An 18,098-nucleotide genomic window follows, 5' to 3' on the forward strand; every position below is an offset into this window, starting at 1 on the left:
CGACGCGTGCCGCCGCCCCCGACCACAGGACAGAACATGCGCGACGAGTTCCGGGCCGAGCTCCACACGGTCAGCCAACTGCTGGTGGACATGGCCGAAGCGGTCCGTGCGGCGATGCGCCAGGCCACCAAGGCGCTGCTCACCGCCGACCGGCCGGCGGCCGAGGCGGTCCTCGCCGGGGACGCCGAGGTGGACAACCTCTACCGGCAGGTGGAGGAGCGGGTGTGCGACCTGCTGGCCCGGCAGGCCCCGGTCGCGTCCGACCTGCGCGCCGTGATCACCGCGCTGCACGTCGCGGCGGACATCGAGCGGATGGGCGACCTCGCCGACCACGTCGCGAAGACCGCGCTGCGCCGGCACCCGCTGCCGGCCGTGCCCGCCGAGCTCCGCACGGTGTTCACGCAGATGGCCACGGTCGCCGACCGGATGTCGGAGAAGATCGGCGCGGTGCTGTCGAAGCCCGACGCGGACCTGGCCGCGGAGCTCGACCGCGACGACGACGCCATGGACGACCTGCACCGCGAGCTGTTCGGGGTGCTGCTGAGCGACGACTGGCCGTACGGCGCGGAGACCGCGATCGACGGCGCGCTGCTCGGCCGCTTCTACGAGCGCTACGCCGACCACGCCGTCAACACCGGCGAGCACGTCGTCTACCTGATCACCGGTGAGACGCTGAACAGCTGACGCGTGACGGGAAGGGCCGGTTCTTATCGTCTCCCGATGAGAACCGGCCCTTCCCGTCGGGTCAGCGGCCCTGGTTGGCGACTGCGGCGGCCGCCTCGGCGGCCGCGGCGGGGTCGAGGTAGGTGCCCCCGGCGGTGACCGGACGCAGCTCGGCGTCGAGGTCGTAGCGCAGCGGGATCCCGGTCGGGATGTTGAGCTTGGCGATCGCCTCGTCGGAGACGCCGTCGAGGTGCTTGACCAGCGCCCGCAGCGAGTTGCCGTGCGCGGCGACCAGCACGGTGCGGCCGGCGAGCAGGTCCGGCACGATCTCGTCGTACCAGTACGGCAGCATCCGCGCGACCACGTCCTTGAGGCACTCCGTGCGGGGCATCAGCTCCGGCGGCAGGGTGGCGTAGCGCGGGTCGCCCACCTGCGACCACTCGTCGTTGTCGTCGATCGGGGGCGGCGGGGTGTCGTACGACCGGCGCCAGAGCATGAACTGCTCCTCGCCGTACGTCTCCAGGGTCTGCTTCTTGTTCTTGCCCTGCAGCGCCCCGTAGTGCCGCTCGTTGAGCCGCCACGACCGGCGCACCGCGATCCAGTGCCGGTCCGCGGCGTGCAGCGCGAGCTCGCTGGTGCGGATCGCCCGCCGCAGCACGCTCGTGTGCACCACATCGGGCAGGAGGCCGTGCTCGCGCAGCAGCTCGCCGCCGCGCCGCGCCTCGGCCTCGCCCTTGGCGGTCAGGTCCACGTCGACCCAGCCGGTGAAGAGGTTCTTGGCGTTCCACTCGCTCTCGCCGTGCCGCAGCAGCACCAACGTCCCCACAGTCATGTGGCACATACTGCCCGATCGCCCCATCAGGGCCGGAGGGGGCCGCAGTGACGACCACCACGTGGAAAATCGAATGACCCGACACAGGCCGGCCGATTAGGTTGTAAGGCGTTGCTGGGGCGTCGGTCATTACTAATCGGGGGGCGGACGTGCGGACCGTACGGGGATGGTTCCGGGACACCACCGGCGGTTTGCCATCGACCTTCTGGTATCTCTGGACCGGGACCCTGATCAACCGGCTCGGTTCGTTCATCCTGGTCTTCCTCGCCATCTACCTGACGACCGCGCGCGGCTTCACGGCCGTACAGGCCGGGCTCGTGATCGGGCTCTGGGGCGCGGGCGGCGCGGTCGGCACCATGGTCGGCGGCGTCCTGGCCGACCGGTGGGGACGCCGCCCGACCCTGACCGCCGCGCACATCGGCGCCGCCGCGATGATGCTCGCGCTCGGCCTCGCCGAGCAGCTCTGGCTGGTCGCCACGGGTGCGCTGCTGCTCGGCGCGTTCGCCGAGGCGGCCCGGCCGGCGTTCTCCGCGATGATGATCGACGTGGTCCCGGAGCGGGACCGCCTCCGCGCGTTCACCCTCAACTACTGGGCGATCAACCTCGGCTTCGCCTGCGCGGCCGTGCTCGCCGGGCTCGCCGCCGAACTCGACTACCTGCTGCTCTTCGTCGTCGACGCGACCACCACGCTCCTCACCGCCGCGATCATTTTCTTCAAGGTCCGCGAGACCCGCCCGGTCCGCGTGCCGCAGGCCACCGGGAGCGCCCCGACCGCGCCCGCCCGCGGCGGGCTGCGCACGGCCTTCAGCGACCGTGTCTTTCTCGGCTTCGTCGCGCTGAACCTGCTGACCGCGCTGGTCTTCCTGCAGCACATCTCGATGCTGCCGATCGCGATGGGCGCGGACGGGCTCCCCGCCGCCACCTATGGGACCGTGATCGCGCTCAACGGCGTTCTGATCGTGGTCGGTCAGCTCTTCATTCCCCGCCTGATCCGGGGCCGCCGCCGCTCGCACGTGCTCGCGCTCGCCGCGGTGATCTTCGGCGCCGGCTTCGGTCTGACCGCCGTCGCCGACCACGCCTGGCTCTACGCGCTCACCGTGCTGATCTGGACGCTCGGCGAGATGCTGAACTCCCCCTCCAACTCGACGCTGATCGCGGAGCTCTCCCCGTCCGCGCTGCGCGGTCGCTACCAGGGCGTCTTCTCGCTCTCCTGGTCCGTGGCCGGGTTCGTGGCCCCGATCGCCGGCGGGTTCGTCCGGGACCACGTGGGCGATGCGGCACTCTGGCTGGGCTGCGCCGCGATCGGCGCGGTGGTCGCGATCGGACACCTGGTGTCGGGCCCGGCCCGGGAGCGACGCGCCGCCGAGCTGCGCGGCGCGCCGGCTACCTGCGACGCCACGCCCGCCACACCGCGCTCCGACGCGGCGGCGCCGCCGATCACCGGCCCGACGGCGGACGCCGCCGTCCCCGCCGCGACGCGGAGCCCGGCGGAGACCGCCGCCGACCTGACCGCCGTCGGGTAATCGCGTCGCGCCCGCGCCACCGCCACAGGTAGCTTCCTACCGTCGGGAACTGACCGGTGACCCGTCGGGAAATGAGCGAAGACGATCCTTCGTGGAGGGTGCGTGGGCGGCGTCCGCAGGTGGCTGCACGACACGGTCGGCGGGCTCCCCGCCACCTACTGGTACCTCTGGTCCGGCCTGCTGGTCAACCGCGTCGGCGCCTTCGCGATGCTGTTCCTGTCGCTCTACCTGACCGAGGTACGCGGCGCGAGCAAGGCGCTGGCCGGAGTGGTCGTCGGCGCGTACGGGATCGGCGGCGCGGCCGGGGTGCTGCTCGGCGGCGTCCTGGCCGACAACTGGGGCCGGCGCGCGACGCTGCTCTGGTCGCACCTGACGGCGGCCGCGCTCATGGTGCTGATGGCGTTCGCCGGCCACCTGGCGGCGATCGCGGTGCTGGCCGCGCTGATCGGCGTCGTGCACTCCATGCCCGGCCCCGCATTCGTCGCCGCGATCGTCGACGTCGTGCCGCCCGAGAAACGCTCCCGCGCGTTCAATCTGCAGTTCTGGGCGTTCAACCTGGGCATGGCCGGGGCGTCGTTCCTCGCCGGGCTGCTCGCCCAGGCGAGCTACCTGGCGCTGTTCCTGGTCGACGCCGGCGCCACGCTGGCCACCGCGCTGATCATCGCGGCCCGGGTGCCGGAGACGCTGGTACGCCGTTCCCGGACGCCGGACACGCGGCCCCCCTCGGGACTGCGGGCGGCGCTGACCGACCGCACGTTCCTGGCCTTCGTCGGGCTGACCTTCGTGCTCGCCGTGCTGACCGCGCAGACCTCGACGATCATGCCGCTGGCGATGCGCGCCGACGGCCTGAGCTCCGCGGCGTACGGCACGGTGGTCGCGTTCGGCGGCGCGCTCATCGTCGTCGGGCAGCTCTTCGTGCCGCGTCTGATCGACCGGCACCGCAAGCACGTCGTGCTGGCGGTCTCCACCGGACTGCTCGCGGTCGGCTTCGGCGCGCTGGCCTTCGCCGACGCGCTCCCCGCGTACCTGGCGGCGGCGCTGATCTGGACCGTCGGGTCGATGCTCGCCGCGCCGCCGAACGCCGAGATCAACGCGGAGCTGTCCCCCACCGCGCTGCGCGGCCGCTACCAGGCGGTCTTCTACCTGACCTTTCCGGCGGCCGCGTTCCTCGCGCCCGCGCTCGGCGGGGTGAGCCTGCAGCACCTCGGCGACCGGCACTGGATCGTCAGCGCCGGCGTGGGGCTGGCGGCGGTGATCGGTCACCTGGTCGCCGGGCCGCGCCGGGAACGCCGGGTCGCGGCGCTGCGCGCGGCGGAGCGGACGGCGCCGGATGCCGTGACCGGAGAGCGGACCCTGACCGGCGCGGCCTGAGCGGGCGGGCGGTCCGCTCCCCGAACGCGCGGCGCGGTGGCGTCAGGGGGCGTCGAGGACGACGCCGTCGGCGAGCAGCGCGTCGACGTCGGGCACCTCGAAGCGCGCCAGCACGGCGCGGGTGTGCTCGCCGGGGCGCGGCGGGGGCAGCACCGGCGGCGCGGTCGGGGTGCCGGAGAACCGGGGCGCGGGCGCGGGCTGCCGCACGCCGTGCGCGTCGACGAAGACCTCCCGCGCCGCCAGGTGCGGGTGGTCGGGCGCCTCGCGCAGCGAGAGGACCGGCGCCACGCACGCGTCGCTCCCGGCGAAGACCTCCGTCCACTCGGCGCGGCTGCGGGTCGCGATACGCGCCGCGATCAACTCGCGCAGCCGCGGCCACTGCGCGACGTCCAGTTGGGCCGGCGCGTCCGGGCCGAGGCCGCCGAGCCGCGCCACGAACTCGGCGTAGAACCGGGGTTCCAGCGGGCCGACCGCGAGGTGTCCGCCGTCCGCGGTCTCGTAGACGCCGTAGAAGGGGGCGGCGCCGTCGAGCAGGTTGGCGCCGCGTCGGTCCCGCCACTGTCCACCGTGGAGCAGACCGTAGAGCTGCGTGGCGAGCAGCGCGGCACCGTCCACGATGGCCGCGTCGACCACCTGACCGACGCCGGTGCGCTCCGCGCGCCAGAGCGCGGCCAGCACGCCGGCGGCGAGCAGCATGCCGCCGCCACCGTAGTCACCGAGCAGGTTGAGCGGCGCCACCGGCGCGCCGTCGGCCGGGCCGATCGCGTGCAGCACCCCGGTCAGCGCGAGGTACGTCAGGTCGTGGCCCGCGGTCTGCGCCAACGGGCCGTCCTGGCCCCAGCCGGTCATCCGCCCGTACACCAGCCGCGGGTTGACGGCCTGGCAGTCCGCCGGACCGACGCCGAGCCGCTCGGCCACCCCGGGGCGGAAGCCCTCGATCAGCACGTCGACGCGGGCGGCCAGGGCGAGGACGACCCCGGCGGCCCGGGGATGCTTGAGGTCGACGGCGATGGAGCGCTTCCCGCGGCCCTGCAGGTCGTGTCGCGGCTCGACCGGCAGACCGGGGCCGCCCGGGCGGTCCACCCGGATCACCTCCGCGCCGAGGTCCGCCAGGAGCATTCCGGCGAACGGTGCCGGCCCGATGCCGGCGAGCTCGACGACGGTGAGGCCAGCCAACGGTCCGGTCATGGCAGTCACTGTAAGGGGTCGGCCCGGCGGCGAGGGGCGACGCTCACCCCCGTAAGCGTCGCCCGCGCTCGCCGCCGGTTCAGGTGGCGCCGTCCCCCAACGGCTACAAATGCCACCGGTACCCCGACACCGCGCTCGTTACGCGAATCTGACCGATTCGCCGTTCCCCCGAACCTTTTCGAGCGCGGCGCGTGTGGGAATACGGTAGTTCTCCGGGGAATGACCGCACAAGCCGGAAATCATGTACCGCCCGTCACACCGAATAATCCTCAAGCGTCCTCTCGCTCGGGCGATTCAACCCGGAAGAAGTTGCTCTGCCGGCCGTCCGTCTTCTGCTCCTGATAGATGAAGTTCAGGCCCCGTTCGTCGAACGCGCGGAACCAGTCCTCCCAGGACACCGGATGCAGTCCGCCGCCGTTGTAGCCGGGAAAGTCGAACCGCAACACGCTGGGCCGACCCCGGTCCGCGCCCGCCGCCGCCGGCGACGCGCCCCGTTCCTCCGCCCATTGCCGGATCACGTCGTGGTTCGTCGTCACCAGGCTCCGTCCGGGTCGCTCCTGGTGCTCGTCGGGAGACCGGATCTCCTGCGAATACTTCAGCGACCGCGCCGACTTCGGGCCCCGGCGCACACCGTCGCCGTCCTTTCGCGGCTCCCCGCCGTCCGGCGAAAAGCCCGTCCCCTCCTGGAGGGTTTTGACCAACGCTTTCACCAGTTGTTCCTTGCGCAGTCCCGACGTGCCGTTCACGCCCCGGGCCCGTAGCTGCGAACGCAATTCATCGACCTTCAACCGCGCCACGTCGCTCTCCTGGATCGGGGGCGTGTCCGGCGTCTGATTGCCCGGCTGGTTCGTCGTCGACGACGCGGCGCTGCTGCCGCGACCTGAGTCGTTCCGCTGAGCCATGGTCCTGCTCACGCTCCCTCGACAGTCGCGTCCTCGGCCGGCGGCGGCCTCACCCGCCGCCAGCGGAAGCAGTACCCGTCAGGGTCGGTCCAAACCCGGAGCGTCGGCGGCGGTCGACGGCTCGAACAGGTGCGCGAAGGCCTGCAGGTTGGCCAGCGACTCCCCGCGCTTGACCCGCCATTCCCACTCCCGGCGGATGGCGGTGCCGAAGCCGATCTCGAGCATCGAGTCGAACGAGTCGTCGGCGTACGTGAGCACGGACCCGAGCAGCCGGTCCAGCTCGTCCTCGCTGATGCCGCCCAGCCCCGTCCGCCCGGTCAGGTAGACGTCGCCGTTGGCGTCGATCGAGAACGCCACCCCGTACATCCGCGCGTTGCGTTGCAGCAGCCACGACCAGAGCTCCTCACGGCGCTCGTCCGGCTGCCGCATCACGAACGCCTCGACCCGCAGCGCGTGCTCGCCGACGATGAGGTTGCACACCGTCTTGAGCTTGTGGGTGCCCGGCAGCGTGACCGCGTACGAGAACTCGCCGGTCTTCTCCCAGGCCAGCTCGCGCTCCGCGCAGACCGACTCGATCAGCTCGGCCACCGCCTCGCGCGGGCTCACCACGCGCCGGCCCCCAGCGCGGCGGCGTCACCGGCCAACTCGGACGTGATCCTGCCCCGGTGATCTGTCACGGCCCCACGGTAGACCTCGAGCAGCCGCTCCGCAGTGCGCGCCCAGGAGAACTGCCGCGCGTGCGCGACCGCGCCCCGGGCCAGCTCCGCCCGCCGACCGGGCGCGGCCAGCAGACCGCCGAGGACCCGTGCCCAGTCGACCGGGTCGTGCCCGTCGATGAGGATCCCGCTCGTGGCGTCGCGTACGGCGGTGACCAGCCCGCCGACCGCGGCCGCGACCACCGGGGTGCCGCAGGCCTGCGCCTCCAGGGCGACCAGTCCGAACGACTCGTTGTGCGAGGGGACCGCGACCAGGTCGGCGGCCCGGTAGAGGGCGGCGAGGTCGTCGCCGGCCTGCGGGGGCAGGAACCGGACGGCGTCCGAGACCCCCAGCGTCGCGCCGAGCTCGATCAAGGCGCTCGGGCGGTCGAGTCCGGTGCCGCTCGGCCCGCCCACCACCAGCAGCGTCAACTGCTCCGCGAGCCGGGGATCGCGCCGGCGCAGCGCCGCGACGGCGTGCAGCAGCACGTCCGGGGCCTTGAGGGGCTGGATCCGGCCGACGAAGACGACCACGTACCCCTGCTCCGGCAGGCCGAGCCGGCGCCGCGCGTCGCGCCGGGCGGCCGTCTCCCGGCCGGCGGCGGCCGGCCGGAAGCGCTCCAGGTCGACGCCGGGCGCGACGACCGCGACCCGCTCGGGATCGGCGTCGTAGCGCGCGATCAGGTCGCGCGCCTCGACCTGCGTGTTGGCCACCAGCCGGTCGGCCTCGGCGACCACCTGCTCCTCGCCGATCACCCGCGCGTTGGGCTCCGGCCGGTCACCGACGGCCAGCTGCGCGTTCTTCACCTTGGCCAGGGTGTGTGCGGTGTGAACCAGCGGCACCCCCCAGCGGTCCTTGGCGAGCCAGCCCACCTGCCCGGACAGCCAGTAGTGCGAGTGGATCAGGTCGTAGAAGCCGGGGGCGCGGGCGGCCTCGGCGCGCAGTACCCCGGTGGTGAAGGCGCAGAGCTGGGCGGGGAGGTCCTCCTTGGGCAGCGGCTCCAGCGGGCCCGACATGATGTGCCGGACCCGCACCCCGGGGGTCATCTCCACGACCGGGGGCAGTCCGCTGGCGGTGGCGCGGGTGAAGATCTCCACCTCGACGCCCACCCGGGCCAGCTGCTTGGCCACCTCGACGACGTACACGTTCATCCCGCCGGCGTCGCCGGTGCCCGGCTGGTCCAGTGGCGAGGTGTGCACCGAAACGGTCGCGACGCGTCGCGGGGTGGGCCAGGACTGCGCCGGCCGGAGCCGCGCCCGCCCGCTCTGCACATCCGCCACGTCTACTCCTTCCGGCTGACGCTCCGACGGCCCGCACGCCGCCGGCGGCACGCGACGCCGGCGACACTCGGCCTCCGGCAAAAACCGTCAGACCGCGATACATCTTCCCCGCGACGATCCCGGCACGCCTGCGGACGTGATCCACCTCTCTCCGGCCACGACGGCGACGGTGGGAAAGAATGACGGGATGACCCCAATCGCGATCGTCACCGGCGCCTCCAGCGGGATCGGCGCGGCCACGGCCCGCCGGCTGGCCACGGAGGGCTTCCACGTGGTCGCGGCGGCCCGCCGCGCGGACCGGCTCGCGGACCTGGTCGCCGAGATCGACACGGCCGGGGGCACCGCCACCGCGATCTGCTGCGACATCACCTCCGACGAGTCGGTGGCCGGTCTGGCGGCCGCCGTCGCCGACCTGCCCGGACCGGTCACGCTGCTGGTCAACAACGCCGGCGGGGCGCACGGGCTCGACCCGGTCGCGACCGGGTCGGTCGCGGACTGGCAGTGGATGTACGAGGTGAACGTGCTCGGCACCCTGCGGGTGACCCAGGCGCTGCTGCCGGCGCTGGAGGCGTCCGGCGCCGGCACGGTGGTGGTGGTCGGCTCGACCGCCGGGTTCACGGTGTACGAGGGCGGCGGCGGCTACACGGCCGCGAAGCACGCGCAGACCGCGCTCACCGGCACGCTGCGGCTGGAGCTGTGCGGGCGACCGGTCCGGGTGATCGAGATCGATCCCGGCATGGTCCGGACCGACGAGTTCTCCCTGGTGCGCTTCGGCGGGGACGCGGACCGGGCGGCGGCCGTCTACGAGGGAGTGCCGGAGCCGCTGGTCGCCGACGACGTCGCGGACTGCATCGCGTGGTGCGCGACGCGGCCGCACCACGTCAACGTGGATCGGCTGGTCGTCCGGCCGCTCGCCCAGGCCGCGCAGCACAAGGTGCACCGGGTCACGGCGGGGTGATCGCGTGTCGCGTTCCGCGCCGCGCCCCCAGGGGGTCGTGACCCGCGGCACGACCAACCCCAACCGGCTGCGCCGGGTCGACAACTGGATCGCGGTCACCTGCCGTGACCTGCTCGCCGACGCGTCCGACCCGCTCGTGGTCGACCTCGGCTACGGCGCCACACCGATCACCGCGATCGAGCTGCGGGCGCGGCTGGCCGCCGCCGTCCGCCCGGACGTCCGCGTGGTCGGACTGGAGATCGACCCGGCCCGGGTCGCGGCCGCGGCGCCCGCCGCCGACCCGCCCCGGTTGACCTTCGCGCGGGGCGGCTTCGAGCTGGCCGGGCTGCGCCCGGTGCTGGTCCGGGCGTTTAACGTGCTTCGGCAGTACGACGAGGCGGAGGTCGCCGGGGCGTGGCGGACGATGACCGCCGGGCTCGCCCCGGACGGGGTGATCGTCGAGGGGACCTGCGACGAGCTGGGGCGGCTCGCCTCCTGGGTGCTGCTCGACGCGTCCGGCCCGCGGACGCTCACGCTGGCCGCGCGGCTCGCCACCCTGGAGTCCCCCGCCGAGCTCGCCGAACGGCTGCCGAAGGCCCTGATCCACCGGAACGTCCCCGGCGAGCCGGTCCACGCGCTCATCCGCGCCCTCGACGACGGCTGGCGGGCCGCCGCGCCGTACGCCACCTTCGGCCCGCGGCAGCGCTGGGTGCGCGCGATCACCGCGCTCGGCGAGGCCGGGTGGCCGCTGCTGGACCGGCCGTCGCGGTGGCGGCTCGGCGAGCTGACGGTGGCCTGGTCCGCGGTCGCGCCGGGCGGGCCGGTCACAGCGCGCAGTTGACCAGGACCGGCTCGGGGTGCAGGGTCACGCCGAAGCGCTCGCGCACCCCGTCGCGGATCTCGGCCGCGAGCGCCAACAGCGCCCGGGTCGAGCCCCCGCCCCGGTTCGTCAGCGCGAGCGTGTGCTTGGTGGAGATGGCCACCCCACCGGGCCCGGAATACCCCTTCGGGAAGCCGGCCCGGTCGATCAGCCACGCCGCGCTCACCTTCACCACCCCGTCCGGCCCCGGCCAGCAGGGCGGCTCGCCGGCGTCCCGGGCGCGCTCGCGGAACAGCGCGTACGCCGCCGGGTCCAGCACGGGGTTGGTGAAGAACGAGCCGACCGAGCGGGTGTCCGGGTCGGCGGGGTTCAGCACCATGCCCTTCCCGGCCCGCAGCGCGAGCACGGCGGCGCGGGCGGCCGCGAGCGGGACGCGGTCGCCGACCTCGACGCCGAGCGTCCGGGCCAGCTCCGCGTACCGGATCGGGGTCGACAGCGGCGAGCGGGCCAGCCGGAAGTCGACGGAGAGCACCACCCAGCGGTCGTTGTGCTTGAAGACGCTGCCGCGGTAGCCGAACCGGCATTCCTCCGCCGGCATCGTCCGCACCTCGTCGGCGACCCGGTCGTAGACCCGCACCGAGGTGATCGTCTCGGCCACCTCCTGGCCGTACGCTCCGACGTTCTGGATCGGGGTGGCGCCGGTGCTGCCCGGGATGCCGGAGAGGCACTCCAGCCCCGGCCAGCCCGCCTCGACGGTGGCGGCCACCAGCTCGTCCCACGGTTCGCCGGCCTCGACCCGCACCGTGACCGTCCCGGCCCCCTCGGCGACCACGCGCACGCCGCGGGAGCGGACCAGCACGACGGTCCCGGGGAAGCCGGCGTCGTCGATCACGACGTTGCTGCCGCCGGCCAGGATCAGCGTCGGGCTCTGGAGCAGCGCGGCTTCGCGTACTCTTTCCACCAATCCGTCCACATCCGCCGCCACGACGAGTCGCTGGGGCGGTCCGCCCAACTGCAGGGTGGTGAAACTTCCCAGCGATCGCGGGGCGGTCGGGTCCGCGGCGGTTGGCGCGTCGGCGCTAACGTCAGGCACGCTATTCACCCTAGGCTGGAGGGAGCCGGGCCGAGCCACGGGCGGTCCGGTCAATCCGGAGGACGCGATGAGCAGACTGCACGGGACCAAGGATTTCTGGATCGGAGCACTGCGCGCGGAGGGACCGGCGTTCCTCGCCGCGGTCCGTGAGGCGGAGCCGGACACCCCCGTGCCGTCGTGCCCCGGATGGACGGTGACCGATCTCGTTCAGCACCTCGGCGCGCTCTACGCCTGGGTGCGCGGACATGTGGCGCGCGGCGTCACGGAGCCGCCCGCCGGCGGGCCGAGCGCCGACGGGGTGCCCGGCGGGGCGGCCGCGGTCGACTGGTGGCAGCACGAGTTCGACCAGCTGATGCTGCAGTTCGACGCGCTCGACCCCGAGCTGCCGGCGTACAACTGGGCGCCGCAGGCGAAGCGGGCCGGCTTCTGGCCCCGGCGGATGGCGCACGAGACCGCGGTGCACCGCTGGGACGCGCAGATGTCGATCGGCGGGACCGAGCCGATCGAGGCGAAGCTCGCGGCGGACGGGGTGAGCGAGGTGCTCGACACCTGGCTGCCGGCGGGGCGGCGACGGGCGGACCTCGCGCCGTACGGCGTGGTGCAGTTGATCGCGGTGGACGCGGCGCAGGAGTGGTACCTGCGGCTGCGCGGCGACGGCGTCGCGCTGCTCGACACGGACACGATCCTGGACAGCGACGACCACAACACCCGGACGACGGCCTCCGGCACCGCCAGTGACCTGCTGCTCGCGCTCTGGGGCCGGGTCGGTTTCGACGTCTTCGCGGTCGCCGGGGACCCGATGCTGCTGGAAGCGCTGCGCACCGACCGCTGAGCCCGCCCGGCCCACCCGCGATCGACCCGACCGGGGACCGCCCGGGTAACACGCTCGCAACTTTCTGAGAGCGCTCTCTTGACACGCCGGTGACCCCGGTCCACTCTTCCGTGAGAGCGCTCTCACCTGCACGTCAACCCCCACCCCGTCACGACCTGAGAGGGGTCACAATGGGCGTCACCCCGCGCCGCCGCGTCGTCGCGGCCGCCGCCGCCTTGGCCGCGCTCACCGCGGTCGCCGCCTGCGGCGGCGCCGAAGAGACGAGCGCCGACGGCAAGATCACCCTGACCGTGGACGTCTTCGGTCAGTTCGGATACGACGAGCTCTACAAGCAGTACATGGACAGCCACCCCAACGTGAAGATCGTCGAGCGCGGCACCGGTGGCAACCTGGACGAGTACTCGCCCAAGCTGACGCAGTGGCTCGCCTCCGGCAAGGGCGCCGGCGACATCGTCGCGATCGAGGAGGGGCTGCTCGTCGAGTACAAGGCGAACCCGAAGAACTTCGTCAACCTGCTCGACCACGGGGCCGCGGACCTCAAGGGCAACTTCATGGAGTGGAAGTGGAACCAGGCCCTCACCGCGGACGGTAAGCAGCTGATCGGCCTCGGCACCGACGTCGGCGGCATGGCGATGTGCTACCGCAAGGACCTCTTCGCCAAGGCCGGCCTGCCCACCGACCGCGCGGAGGTCTCCAAGCTCTGGCCGACGTGGCAGGAGTACATCAAGGTCGGCGAGCGCTTCAAGGCGGCGAACACCGGCGCCGCGTTCCTCGACGCCGCGACCAACACCTTCAACACCATCGTGTTGCAGACCGCGGGCAACAGCACCGGCTACCACTACTACGACACCAGCGACAAGCTCGTCGTGGACAGCAACCCGGCGGTGCGGCAGGCCTGGGACATCACGATGGACGTGATCGACTCGGGCCTCTCCGGCAAGTACGGCGCCTGGTCGGAGGAGTGGGTGGCCGCGTTCAAGCAGGCCAAGTTCGCCACCATCGCCTGCCCCGCCTGGCTCACCGGCGTGATCGAGCAGAACGCCGGCCCCGCCGCGAAGGGCAAGTGGGACATCGCGTCGGTGCCGGGCAACGGCGGCAACTGGGGTGGTTCGTTCCTCGCCGTGCCGCGGCAGAGCAAGCACCAGGCCGAGGCTATCGAGCTGGCCAAGTTCCTGACCAACCCGCAGGGGCAGATCGGCGCGTTCAAGGCCAAGGGCCCGCTCCCCTCGTCCCCGCAGGCCCTCGACGACCCGGCGATCAAGGACGCGACCAACCCGTACTTCAGCGACGCCCCGGTCGGGCAGATCTTCGGCGCGGGCGCGAAGAGCCTGAAGCCGGTCTACATGGGACCGCGCAACCAGGCGGTGCGCACCGAGGTCGAGAACGCGGTCCGGACGGTGGAGCTGGGGCAGCGCACCCCGGATAAGGGCTGGCAGGACGCGACGGCCAACGCGAAGAAGGCCGCGGACAAGTAGCCCGCGGACAGGTAGCCCGCGGACGCGACGCGCGGGGCTGACGGCGGACAACGCCGTCGGCCCCGCCGCCAGTCGCACCGGCCCGTTTCCGCCCGTCCCCTCGACCGCTAAGGAAATCCGATGAGTCTGCGTCTGGAGGTCGACGCGCCCCACCCGGGCGCGACGGCCGGCTCCGGGCCGCCGCCCCGGCACCGCCACGCCGACCGGCCCGTACGCGCCCGGCTGAACCGATTCGACCTGAAGGTCTCCCCCTACCTCTACATCGCGCCGTTCTTCATCCTCTTCGCGATCTTCGGCGCCTACCCCCTCGGCTACACCCTCTGGGTCTCGCTGCACGACTGGGACCTGCTCGCCGAGGACCACCCCTTCGTCGGCCTGGAGAACTACCAGCGGCTGCTGGGCGACCCCGACTTCTGGAACTCGGTGGTCAACACGCTCGGCATCTTCGTCATCTCCACCGTGCCGCAGCTGCTGCTCGCGCTCTGGCTGGCCCACCTGCTCAACCGCGGGCTGCGCGCCCGCACGCTGTTCCGGATGGGGGTGCTGATCCCCAACATCACCTCCACCGCGGCGGTCGCGATCGTCTTCGGGCAGCTCTTCAGCCGCGAGTTCGGGATGATCAACTGGCTGCTCGATCTCGTCGGCGTCGACGGCATCGACTGGAAGGGCAGCAAGCTCACCGCCTGGATCGCGGTCTCCACGATGGTCGACTGGCGGTGGACCGGCTACAACGCGCTGATCTTCCTCGCCGCCATGCAGGCCATCCCCCGCGACCTGTACGAGGCGGCGGCGCTCGACGGCGCCCGGCAGGCCCGCCAGTTCTGGTCCATCACCGTGCCGATGCTGCGACCGACCATCATCTTCTGCGTCATCGTCTCGACCATCGGCGGGCTGCAGCTCTTCACCGAGCCGCTGCTCTTCAACTCCGGCACCAACCCGATCCGGGGCGGGCCGATGCGCGAGTCCCAGACGATGACCATGTACATGTTCGAGAACGCGTTCGCCCCGCACTTCAACTTCGGGTACGGCTCCGCGATCGCCTGGATGCTCTTCGCGCTGATCGCGATCGTGGCGATCATCAACGTGCTGGTCATCCGCGGGCTCGGCAAGAACCAGACCGGAGGGGAGTGACCATGGTCAGTCTCGGCAACCTCGCCGCCCGACCGCCCCGCGGCGGCGCCGGCGGACAGCTCTGGAGCGCCAGCCGGCTCACGTACGGCGCGCTCATCCTCACCGGTCTGCTCTCCGTCTTCCCGATCTACTGGATGTTCGTGGTGGCCACCCGCTCCAACGACGCGATGGGGCAGCTGCCGCCGCCGGTGACGCCCGGCGGCAACCTGCCGGGCAACGTGGAACGGTTGCTCGGCAACCCGGACGCGCACTTCCTGACCGGCATGCTCAACTCGGCGATCGTGGCCGGCGCGGTGACGGTCTCGGTGGTCTTCTTCTCGTCACTGGCCGGCTTCGCCTTCGCCAAGCTGCGGTTCCGCGGCCGCAACGGGCTGCTCCTGGTGATCATCGCGACGATGATGGTCCCCACCCAGCTCGGCGTCATCCCGCTCTACATGCTGATGTCGGAGCTGAACTGGAACGACCGGCTGCAGGCGGTGATCGTGCCCGGTCTGGTCACCGGCTTCGGCGTGTTCATGATGCGCCAGTACGCCAGCCAGGCGGTCAGCAACGAGCTCATCGAGGCGGCCCGGGTCGACGGCTGCAGCACCGTGCGGATCTACTGGAACGTGGTGCTGCCGGCGCTGCGTCCGGCCGCCGCCGTACTGGGGCTGTTGACGTTCATGACCACCTGGAACGACTTCCTCTGGCCGTACGCGGTCCTCAACGATCCGGAGAACCCCACCGTGCAGCTCTCGCTGCGCGCCCTGTCGAACGGTTACTACCAGGACATGTCACAGATCTTCACCGGAACCGCGATCGCTACGCTTCCACTACTGTTCGTATTCATCGTGTTCGGCCGTCAGATCATCGGCGGAATCATGGAAGGTGCGGTCAAGGCGTGAACAGCTTCGATCGGCCGGCGGTGACCGGCAGCGCGTTGCTGGAGCCGGCGGCGACCCCGGTCCGGTTTCCCGAGGGCTTCGTCTGGGGCGCGGCCACCGCCGCGTACCAGATCGAGGGCGCGGCGCACGACGACGGGCGCGGCCCGTCCATCTGGGACACCTTCTGCCGTACGCCCGGCAAGGTGCACGCCGGACACACCGGCGACGTGGCGTGCGACCACTACCACCGGTACCCCGACGACGTCGCGCTGATGGCGGAGCTCGGGCTGCACGCGTACCGGTTCTCGGTGGCGTGGCCGCGGATCCAGCCCGACGGCTCCGGCCCGGTCAACCCGCGCGGGCTGGACTTCTACGACCGGCTCGTCGACGAGCTGCGCGGTCGCGACATCGACCCGATCATCACGCTCTACCACTGGGACCTGCCGCAGACGCTGGAGGACCGGGGCGGCTGGACGAACCGGGAGACCGCCGAGCGCTTCGCCGACTACGCCGCCGCCGTCTACGGCCGCCTCGGCGACCGGGTCACCACCTGGACCACGCTCAACGAGCCGTGGTGCTCGGCGTACCTCGGCTACGGCAACGGCGTGCACGCGCCCGGGCGGCAGGACCCGGCGGCCACCTTCGCCGCCGTGCACCATCTGCTGCTCGCGCACGGCCTGGGGGCGGCGGCGCTGCGCGCCGCCGGCGCGACCACCGTCGGGATCACCCTGAACCCGGCCGCGGTCTTCCCCGCCGACCCGGAGAGCCCCACCGACGCCCAGGCGGTCCGCCTCGTCGACGGGCTGCACAACCGGATCTTCTTCGACCCGCTGCTCCGCGGCCAGTACCCCGCCGACGTCCTGGAGCACGTCGCCCGGTTCACCGATCTCGGCTATCTCCGGGCGGGCGACGAGAAGCTGATCGGGGCGCCGATCGACCTGCTCGGGGTCAACTACTACGCCCCCACCTACGTCGCGGCGCGTCCCGGCGCGGCCGGGGGCGGCGGCGCGTACCCCGGCACCGAGGGGATCGAGTTCCTGCCGCCGGTCGGGCCGCTGACCGACATGGGCTGGATGATCGAGCCCGGCGGCCTGACCGCGCTGCTGGAGCGGATCTCGAACGACTACCCCGGCGTCCCGATGATCGTGACGGAGAACGGCGCCGCGTTCGACGACAAGTTCCACCGGGACGCCCCCGGCACCGACGGCCGGGTACACGACGCCGACCGGGTCAGCTACCTCGACGGGCACCTGCGGGCGGCGCACGAGGCGATCGCCCGTGGCGTCGACCTGCGCGGCTATCTCGTATGGTCGTTGCTGGACAACTTCGAGTGGGCCGAGGGCTACCGCAAGCGGTTCGGGATCATCTACGTCGACTATCTGACCCAGCGACGGGTGCCGAAGGACAGCGCACGGTGGTATCAGGAGGTTATCCACCGTAATGGGCTGTGATCGAACTGTGGAGGACGCGGCATGACGACGGCCCGGGAGCGACCCACGCTGGAGGCGGTGGCCCGGCGCGCCGGCGTCTCCCGGGCCACCGTCTCCCGCGTCGTCAACGGCTCGACCACCGTCGCCGAACCCATCCAGGAGGCGGTCCGGCAGGCTGTGCGCGAGCTGGGCTACGTGCCCAACCTCGCGGCCCGCAGCCTGGTGACCCAGCGGACCGACTCGATCGCGCTGGTGCTGCCCGAGTCGGCCACCCGGGTCTTCTCCGACGACCAGTTCTTCCCCGGCATCATCCGCGGCGTCAGCCAGGAGCTGGAGGCCGCGGACAAGCAGCTCGTGCTGATGATGGCCAGCTCGACCGCCAGCCAGGAGCGGATCGAGCGGTACGCGACCGGCCGCCACGTCGACGGCGTCATGTTCGCCTCCATGCACGGCGTGGACCCGCTGCCCGGCGCCCTGGCCCGGATGGGCATCCCGGTGATCTGCAACGGCCGCCCGCTCGGTCGCGCCGCCGCGTCGGTGCCGTACGTCGACGTCGACCACGTCGGCGGCGTGACCACGGCGGTGCGGCACCTGCTCGACTCCGGTCGGCGACGGATCGCCACCATCGCCGGGCCGCAGGACATGGTCGGCGGGATAGACCGACTCACCGGCTACCGCAACGCGCTGCAGGACTCGGGCTGCCGCTCGATCGTCGCGGTCGGCGACTTCACCCGGGAGTCCGGCGCGCAGGCCATGCGGCAGCTGCTCAACGACGACCCGCACCTGGACGCGGTCTTCGTCGCCTCCGACCTGATGGCGCACGGCGCGCTGCGCACGCTGCGCGAGGCGGGGCGGCGGGTGCCGGACGACGTGGCCGTGATCGGCTTCGACGACATCGAGATCGCGCGCTACACGGATCCGCCGCTGAGCACGGTCCGGCAGCCGATCCACGAGATGGGGCGCGAGATGACGCGCCAGCTGTTGCGGCTCGCCGCGGGCGAGGAGATCGAGCTGGCGCTGATCCTCCCCACCGAGCTGATCGTCCGGGAAAGCTCCTGACGG

General features: G+C 72.5%; 17 protein-coding genes. 11 read left to right on the top strand and 6 right to left on the bottom strand.

Annotated elements, in window-relative coordinates; genetic code table 11:
• Nucleotides 1-36 precede the first annotated feature (36 nt).
• Nucleotides 37-684 carry a phosphate signaling complex protein PhoU gene (gene phoU / locus BLW47_RS02795; RefSeq protein WP_091550947.1) on the top strand — a complete coding sequence of 216 codons (648 nt, stop codon included), beginning with the start codon at nucleotides 37-39 and terminating at the stop codon, nucleotides 682-684.
• 61 nt (nucleotides 685-745) lie between these two features.
• On the opposite strand, the gene BLW47_RS02800 is transcribed toward phoU, so the two are convergent.
• Nucleotides 746-1,495 (bottom strand): phosphoglyceromutase, encoded by a 750-nt coding sequence (locus tag BLW47_RS02800; RefSeq protein ID WP_217634766.1) that lies wholly within the window; start codon nucleotides 1,493-1,495, stop codon nucleotides 746-748.
• A 149-nt stretch (nucleotides 1,496-1,644) separates the two neighbouring features.
• On the opposite strand from BLW47_RS02800, the gene BLW47_RS02805 reads away from it, so the two are divergent.
• Together BLW47_RS02805 and BLW47_RS02810 are read left to right on the top strand one after the other, a co-directional pair.
• A complete protein-coding gene (locus tag BLW47_RS02805) occupies nucleotides 1,645-3,018 on the top strand; it encodes an MDR family MFS transporter (protein WP_091550953.1) in 1,374 nt (457 codons plus the stop codon).
• 102 nt (nucleotides 3,019-3,120) lie between these two features.
• Nucleotides 3,121-4,389 carry an MFS transporter gene (locus BLW47_RS02810; protein ID WP_091550955.1) on the top strand — a complete coding sequence of 423 codons (1,269 nt, stop codon included), beginning with the start codon at nucleotides 3,121-3,123 and terminating at the stop codon, nucleotides 4,387-4,389.
• A gap of 42 nt (nucleotides 4,390-4,431) precedes the next feature.
• Here the strand turns inward: BLW47_RS02810 and BLW47_RS02815 are convergent, their stop codons facing one another.
• The 4 genes from BLW47_RS02815 to mshA all read right to left on the bottom strand — a co-directional run bounded on the left by BLW47_RS02815 (nucleotide 4,432) and on the right by mshA (nucleotide 8,455).
• Nucleotides 4,432-5,577, bottom strand: coding sequence for a CaiB/BaiF CoA transferase family protein (locus BLW47_RS02815; protein WP_091550957.1), 1,146 nt, complete (start codon nucleotides 5,575-5,577; stop codon nucleotides 4,432-4,434).
• Between the two features lie 269 nt (nucleotides 5,578-5,846).
• A complete protein-coding gene (locus BLW47_RS02820) occupies nucleotides 5,847-6,479 on the bottom strand; it encodes a hypothetical protein (RefSeq protein ID WP_091550960.1) in 633 nt (210 codons plus the stop codon).
• 78 nt (nucleotides 6,480-6,557) lie between these two features.
• A complete protein-coding gene (locus tag BLW47_RS02825) occupies nucleotides 6,558-7,085 on the bottom strand; it encodes a type III secretion system chaperone family protein (RefSeq protein ID WP_091552430.1) in 528 nt (175 codons plus the stop codon).
• Nucleotides 7,082-8,455 carry a D-inositol-3-phosphate glycosyltransferase gene (gene mshA, locus BLW47_RS02830; protein ID WP_091550962.1) on the bottom strand — a complete coding sequence of 458 codons (1,374 nt, stop codon included), beginning with the start codon at nucleotides 8,453-8,455 and terminating at the stop codon, nucleotides 7,082-7,084. The genes BLW47_RS02825 and mshA overlap by 4 nt, the downstream gene beginning before the upstream one ends.
• Before the next feature lie 187 nt (nucleotides 8,456-8,642).
• Between mshA and BLW47_RS02835 the strand changes: the two genes are divergently transcribed.
• Together BLW47_RS02835 and BLW47_RS02840 are read left to right on the top strand one after the other, a co-directional pair.
• Entirely contained in the window at nucleotides 8,643-9,413 is a 771-nt protein-coding gene (locus tag BLW47_RS02835; protein WP_091550964.1) for an SDR family NAD(P)-dependent oxidoreductase, read from the top strand.
• A gap of 4 nt (nucleotides 9,414-9,417) precedes the next feature.
• The gene (locus BLW47_RS02840; protein ID WP_091550966.1) at nucleotides 9,418-10,233 is read left to right on the top strand and encodes an SAM-dependent methyltransferase; all 816 of its coding nucleotides are present in this window, start codon (nucleotides 9,418-9,420) and stop codon (nucleotides 10,231-10,233) included.
• On the opposite strand, the gene BLW47_RS02845 is transcribed toward BLW47_RS02840, so the two are convergent.
• Nucleotides 10,217-11,314, bottom strand: coding sequence for a UDP-N-acetylmuramate dehydrogenase (locus tag BLW47_RS02845; protein WP_425435312.1), 1,098 nt, complete (start codon nucleotides 11,312-11,314; stop codon nucleotides 10,217-10,219). The genes BLW47_RS02840 and BLW47_RS02845 overlap by 17 nt on opposite strands.
• A gap of 58 nt (nucleotides 11,315-11,372) precedes the next feature.
• Here BLW47_RS02845 and BLW47_RS02850 point away from each other — a divergent pair, with 58 nt between their 5' ends.
• The 6 genes from BLW47_RS02850 (at nucleotide 11,373) to BLW47_RS02875 (ending at nucleotide 18,095) form a co-directional block, all read left to right on the top strand.
• Nucleotides 11,373-12,137: a maleylpyruvate isomerase family mycothiol-dependent enzyme gene (locus BLW47_RS02850; protein WP_091550971.1), complete on the top strand. Its 765-nt coding sequence runs from the start codon at nucleotides 11,373-11,375 to the stop codon at nucleotides 12,135-12,137.
• Nucleotides 12,138-12,307: 170 nt separating this feature from the next.
• A complete protein-coding gene (locus BLW47_RS02855; protein ID WP_091550973.1) occupies nucleotides 12,308-13,612 on the top strand; it encodes an ABC transporter substrate-binding protein in 1,305 nt (434 codons plus the stop codon).
• Nucleotides 13,613-13,732: 120 nt separating this feature from the next.
• Nucleotides 13,733-14,743: a carbohydrate ABC transporter permease gene (locus BLW47_RS02860; protein WP_091550976.1), complete on the top strand. Its 1,011-nt coding sequence runs from the start codon at nucleotides 13,733-13,735 to the stop codon at nucleotides 14,741-14,743.
• A 2-nt stretch (nucleotides 14,744-14,745) separates the two neighbouring features.
• Nucleotides 14,746-15,627 (top strand): carbohydrate ABC transporter permease, encoded by an 882-nt coding sequence (locus tag BLW47_RS02865; RefSeq protein ID WP_091550979.1) that lies wholly within the window; start codon nucleotides 14,746-14,748, stop codon nucleotides 15,625-15,627.
• Nucleotides 15,628-15,665: 38 nt separating this feature from the next.
• Nucleotides 15,666-17,057 carry a GH1 family beta-glucosidase gene (locus BLW47_RS02870; protein WP_091552433.1) on the top strand — a complete coding sequence of 464 codons (1,392 nt, stop codon included), beginning with the start codon at nucleotides 15,666-15,668 and terminating at the stop codon, nucleotides 17,055-17,057.
• A gap of 21 nt (nucleotides 17,058-17,078) precedes the next feature.
• The gene (locus BLW47_RS02875; protein WP_091550981.1) at nucleotides 17,079-18,095 is read left to right on the top strand and encodes a LacI family DNA-binding transcriptional regulator; all 1,017 of its coding nucleotides are present in this window, start codon (nucleotides 17,079-17,081) and stop codon (nucleotides 18,093-18,095) included.
• Nucleotides 18,096-18,098 lie beyond the last annotated feature (3 nt).

Origin of the sequence: Micromonospora pattaloongensis (assembly GCF_900107255.1) — a bacterium.
Classification (GTDB): domain Bacteria; phylum Actinomycetota; class Actinomycetes; order Mycobacteriales; family Micromonosporaceae; genus Micromonospora_I; species Micromonospora_I pattaloongensis.

Excerpts from the sequence above, each read along its gene's own strand:
- phoU (WP_091550947.1), top strand. The coding sequence starts at position 37 with ATGCGCGACGAGTTCCGGGCCGAGCTCCACACGGTCAGCCAACTGCTG.
- BLW47_RS02800 (WP_217634766.1), bottom strand. The coding sequence starts at position 1,495 with ATGACTGTGGGGACGTTGGTGCTGCTGCGGCACGGCGAGAGCGAGTGG.
- BLW47_RS02815 (WP_091550957.1), bottom strand. The coding sequence starts at position 5,577 with ATGACCGGACCGTTGGCTGGCCTCACCGTCGTCGAGCTCGCCGGCATC.
- BLW47_RS02820 (WP_091550960.1), bottom strand. The coding sequence starts at position 6,479 with ATGGCTCAGCGGAACGACTCAGGTCGCGGCAGCAGCGCCGCGTCGTCG.
- BLW47_RS02835 (WP_091550964.1), top strand. The coding sequence starts at position 8,643 with ATGACCCCAATCGCGATCGTCACCGGCGCCTCCAGCGGGATCGGCGCG.
- BLW47_RS02850 (WP_091550971.1), top strand. The coding sequence starts at position 11,373 with ATGAGCAGACTGCACGGGACCAAGGATTTCTGGATCGGAGCACTGCGC.
- BLW47_RS02855 (WP_091550973.1), top strand. The coding sequence starts at position 12,308 with ATGGGCGTCACCCCGCGCCGCCGCGTCGTCGCGGCCGCCGCCGCCTTG.
- BLW47_RS02860 (WP_091550976.1), top strand. The coding sequence starts at position 13,733 with ATGAGTCTGCGTCTGGAGGTCGACGCGCCCCACCCGGGCGCGACGGCC.
- BLW47_RS02865 (WP_091550979.1), top strand. The coding sequence starts at position 14,746 with ATGGTCAGTCTCGGCAACCTCGCCGCCCGACCGCCCCGCGGCGGCGCC.
- BLW47_RS02875 (WP_091550981.1), top strand. The coding sequence starts at position 17,079 with ATGACGACGGCCCGGGAGCGACCCACGCTGGAGGCGGTGGCCCGGCGC.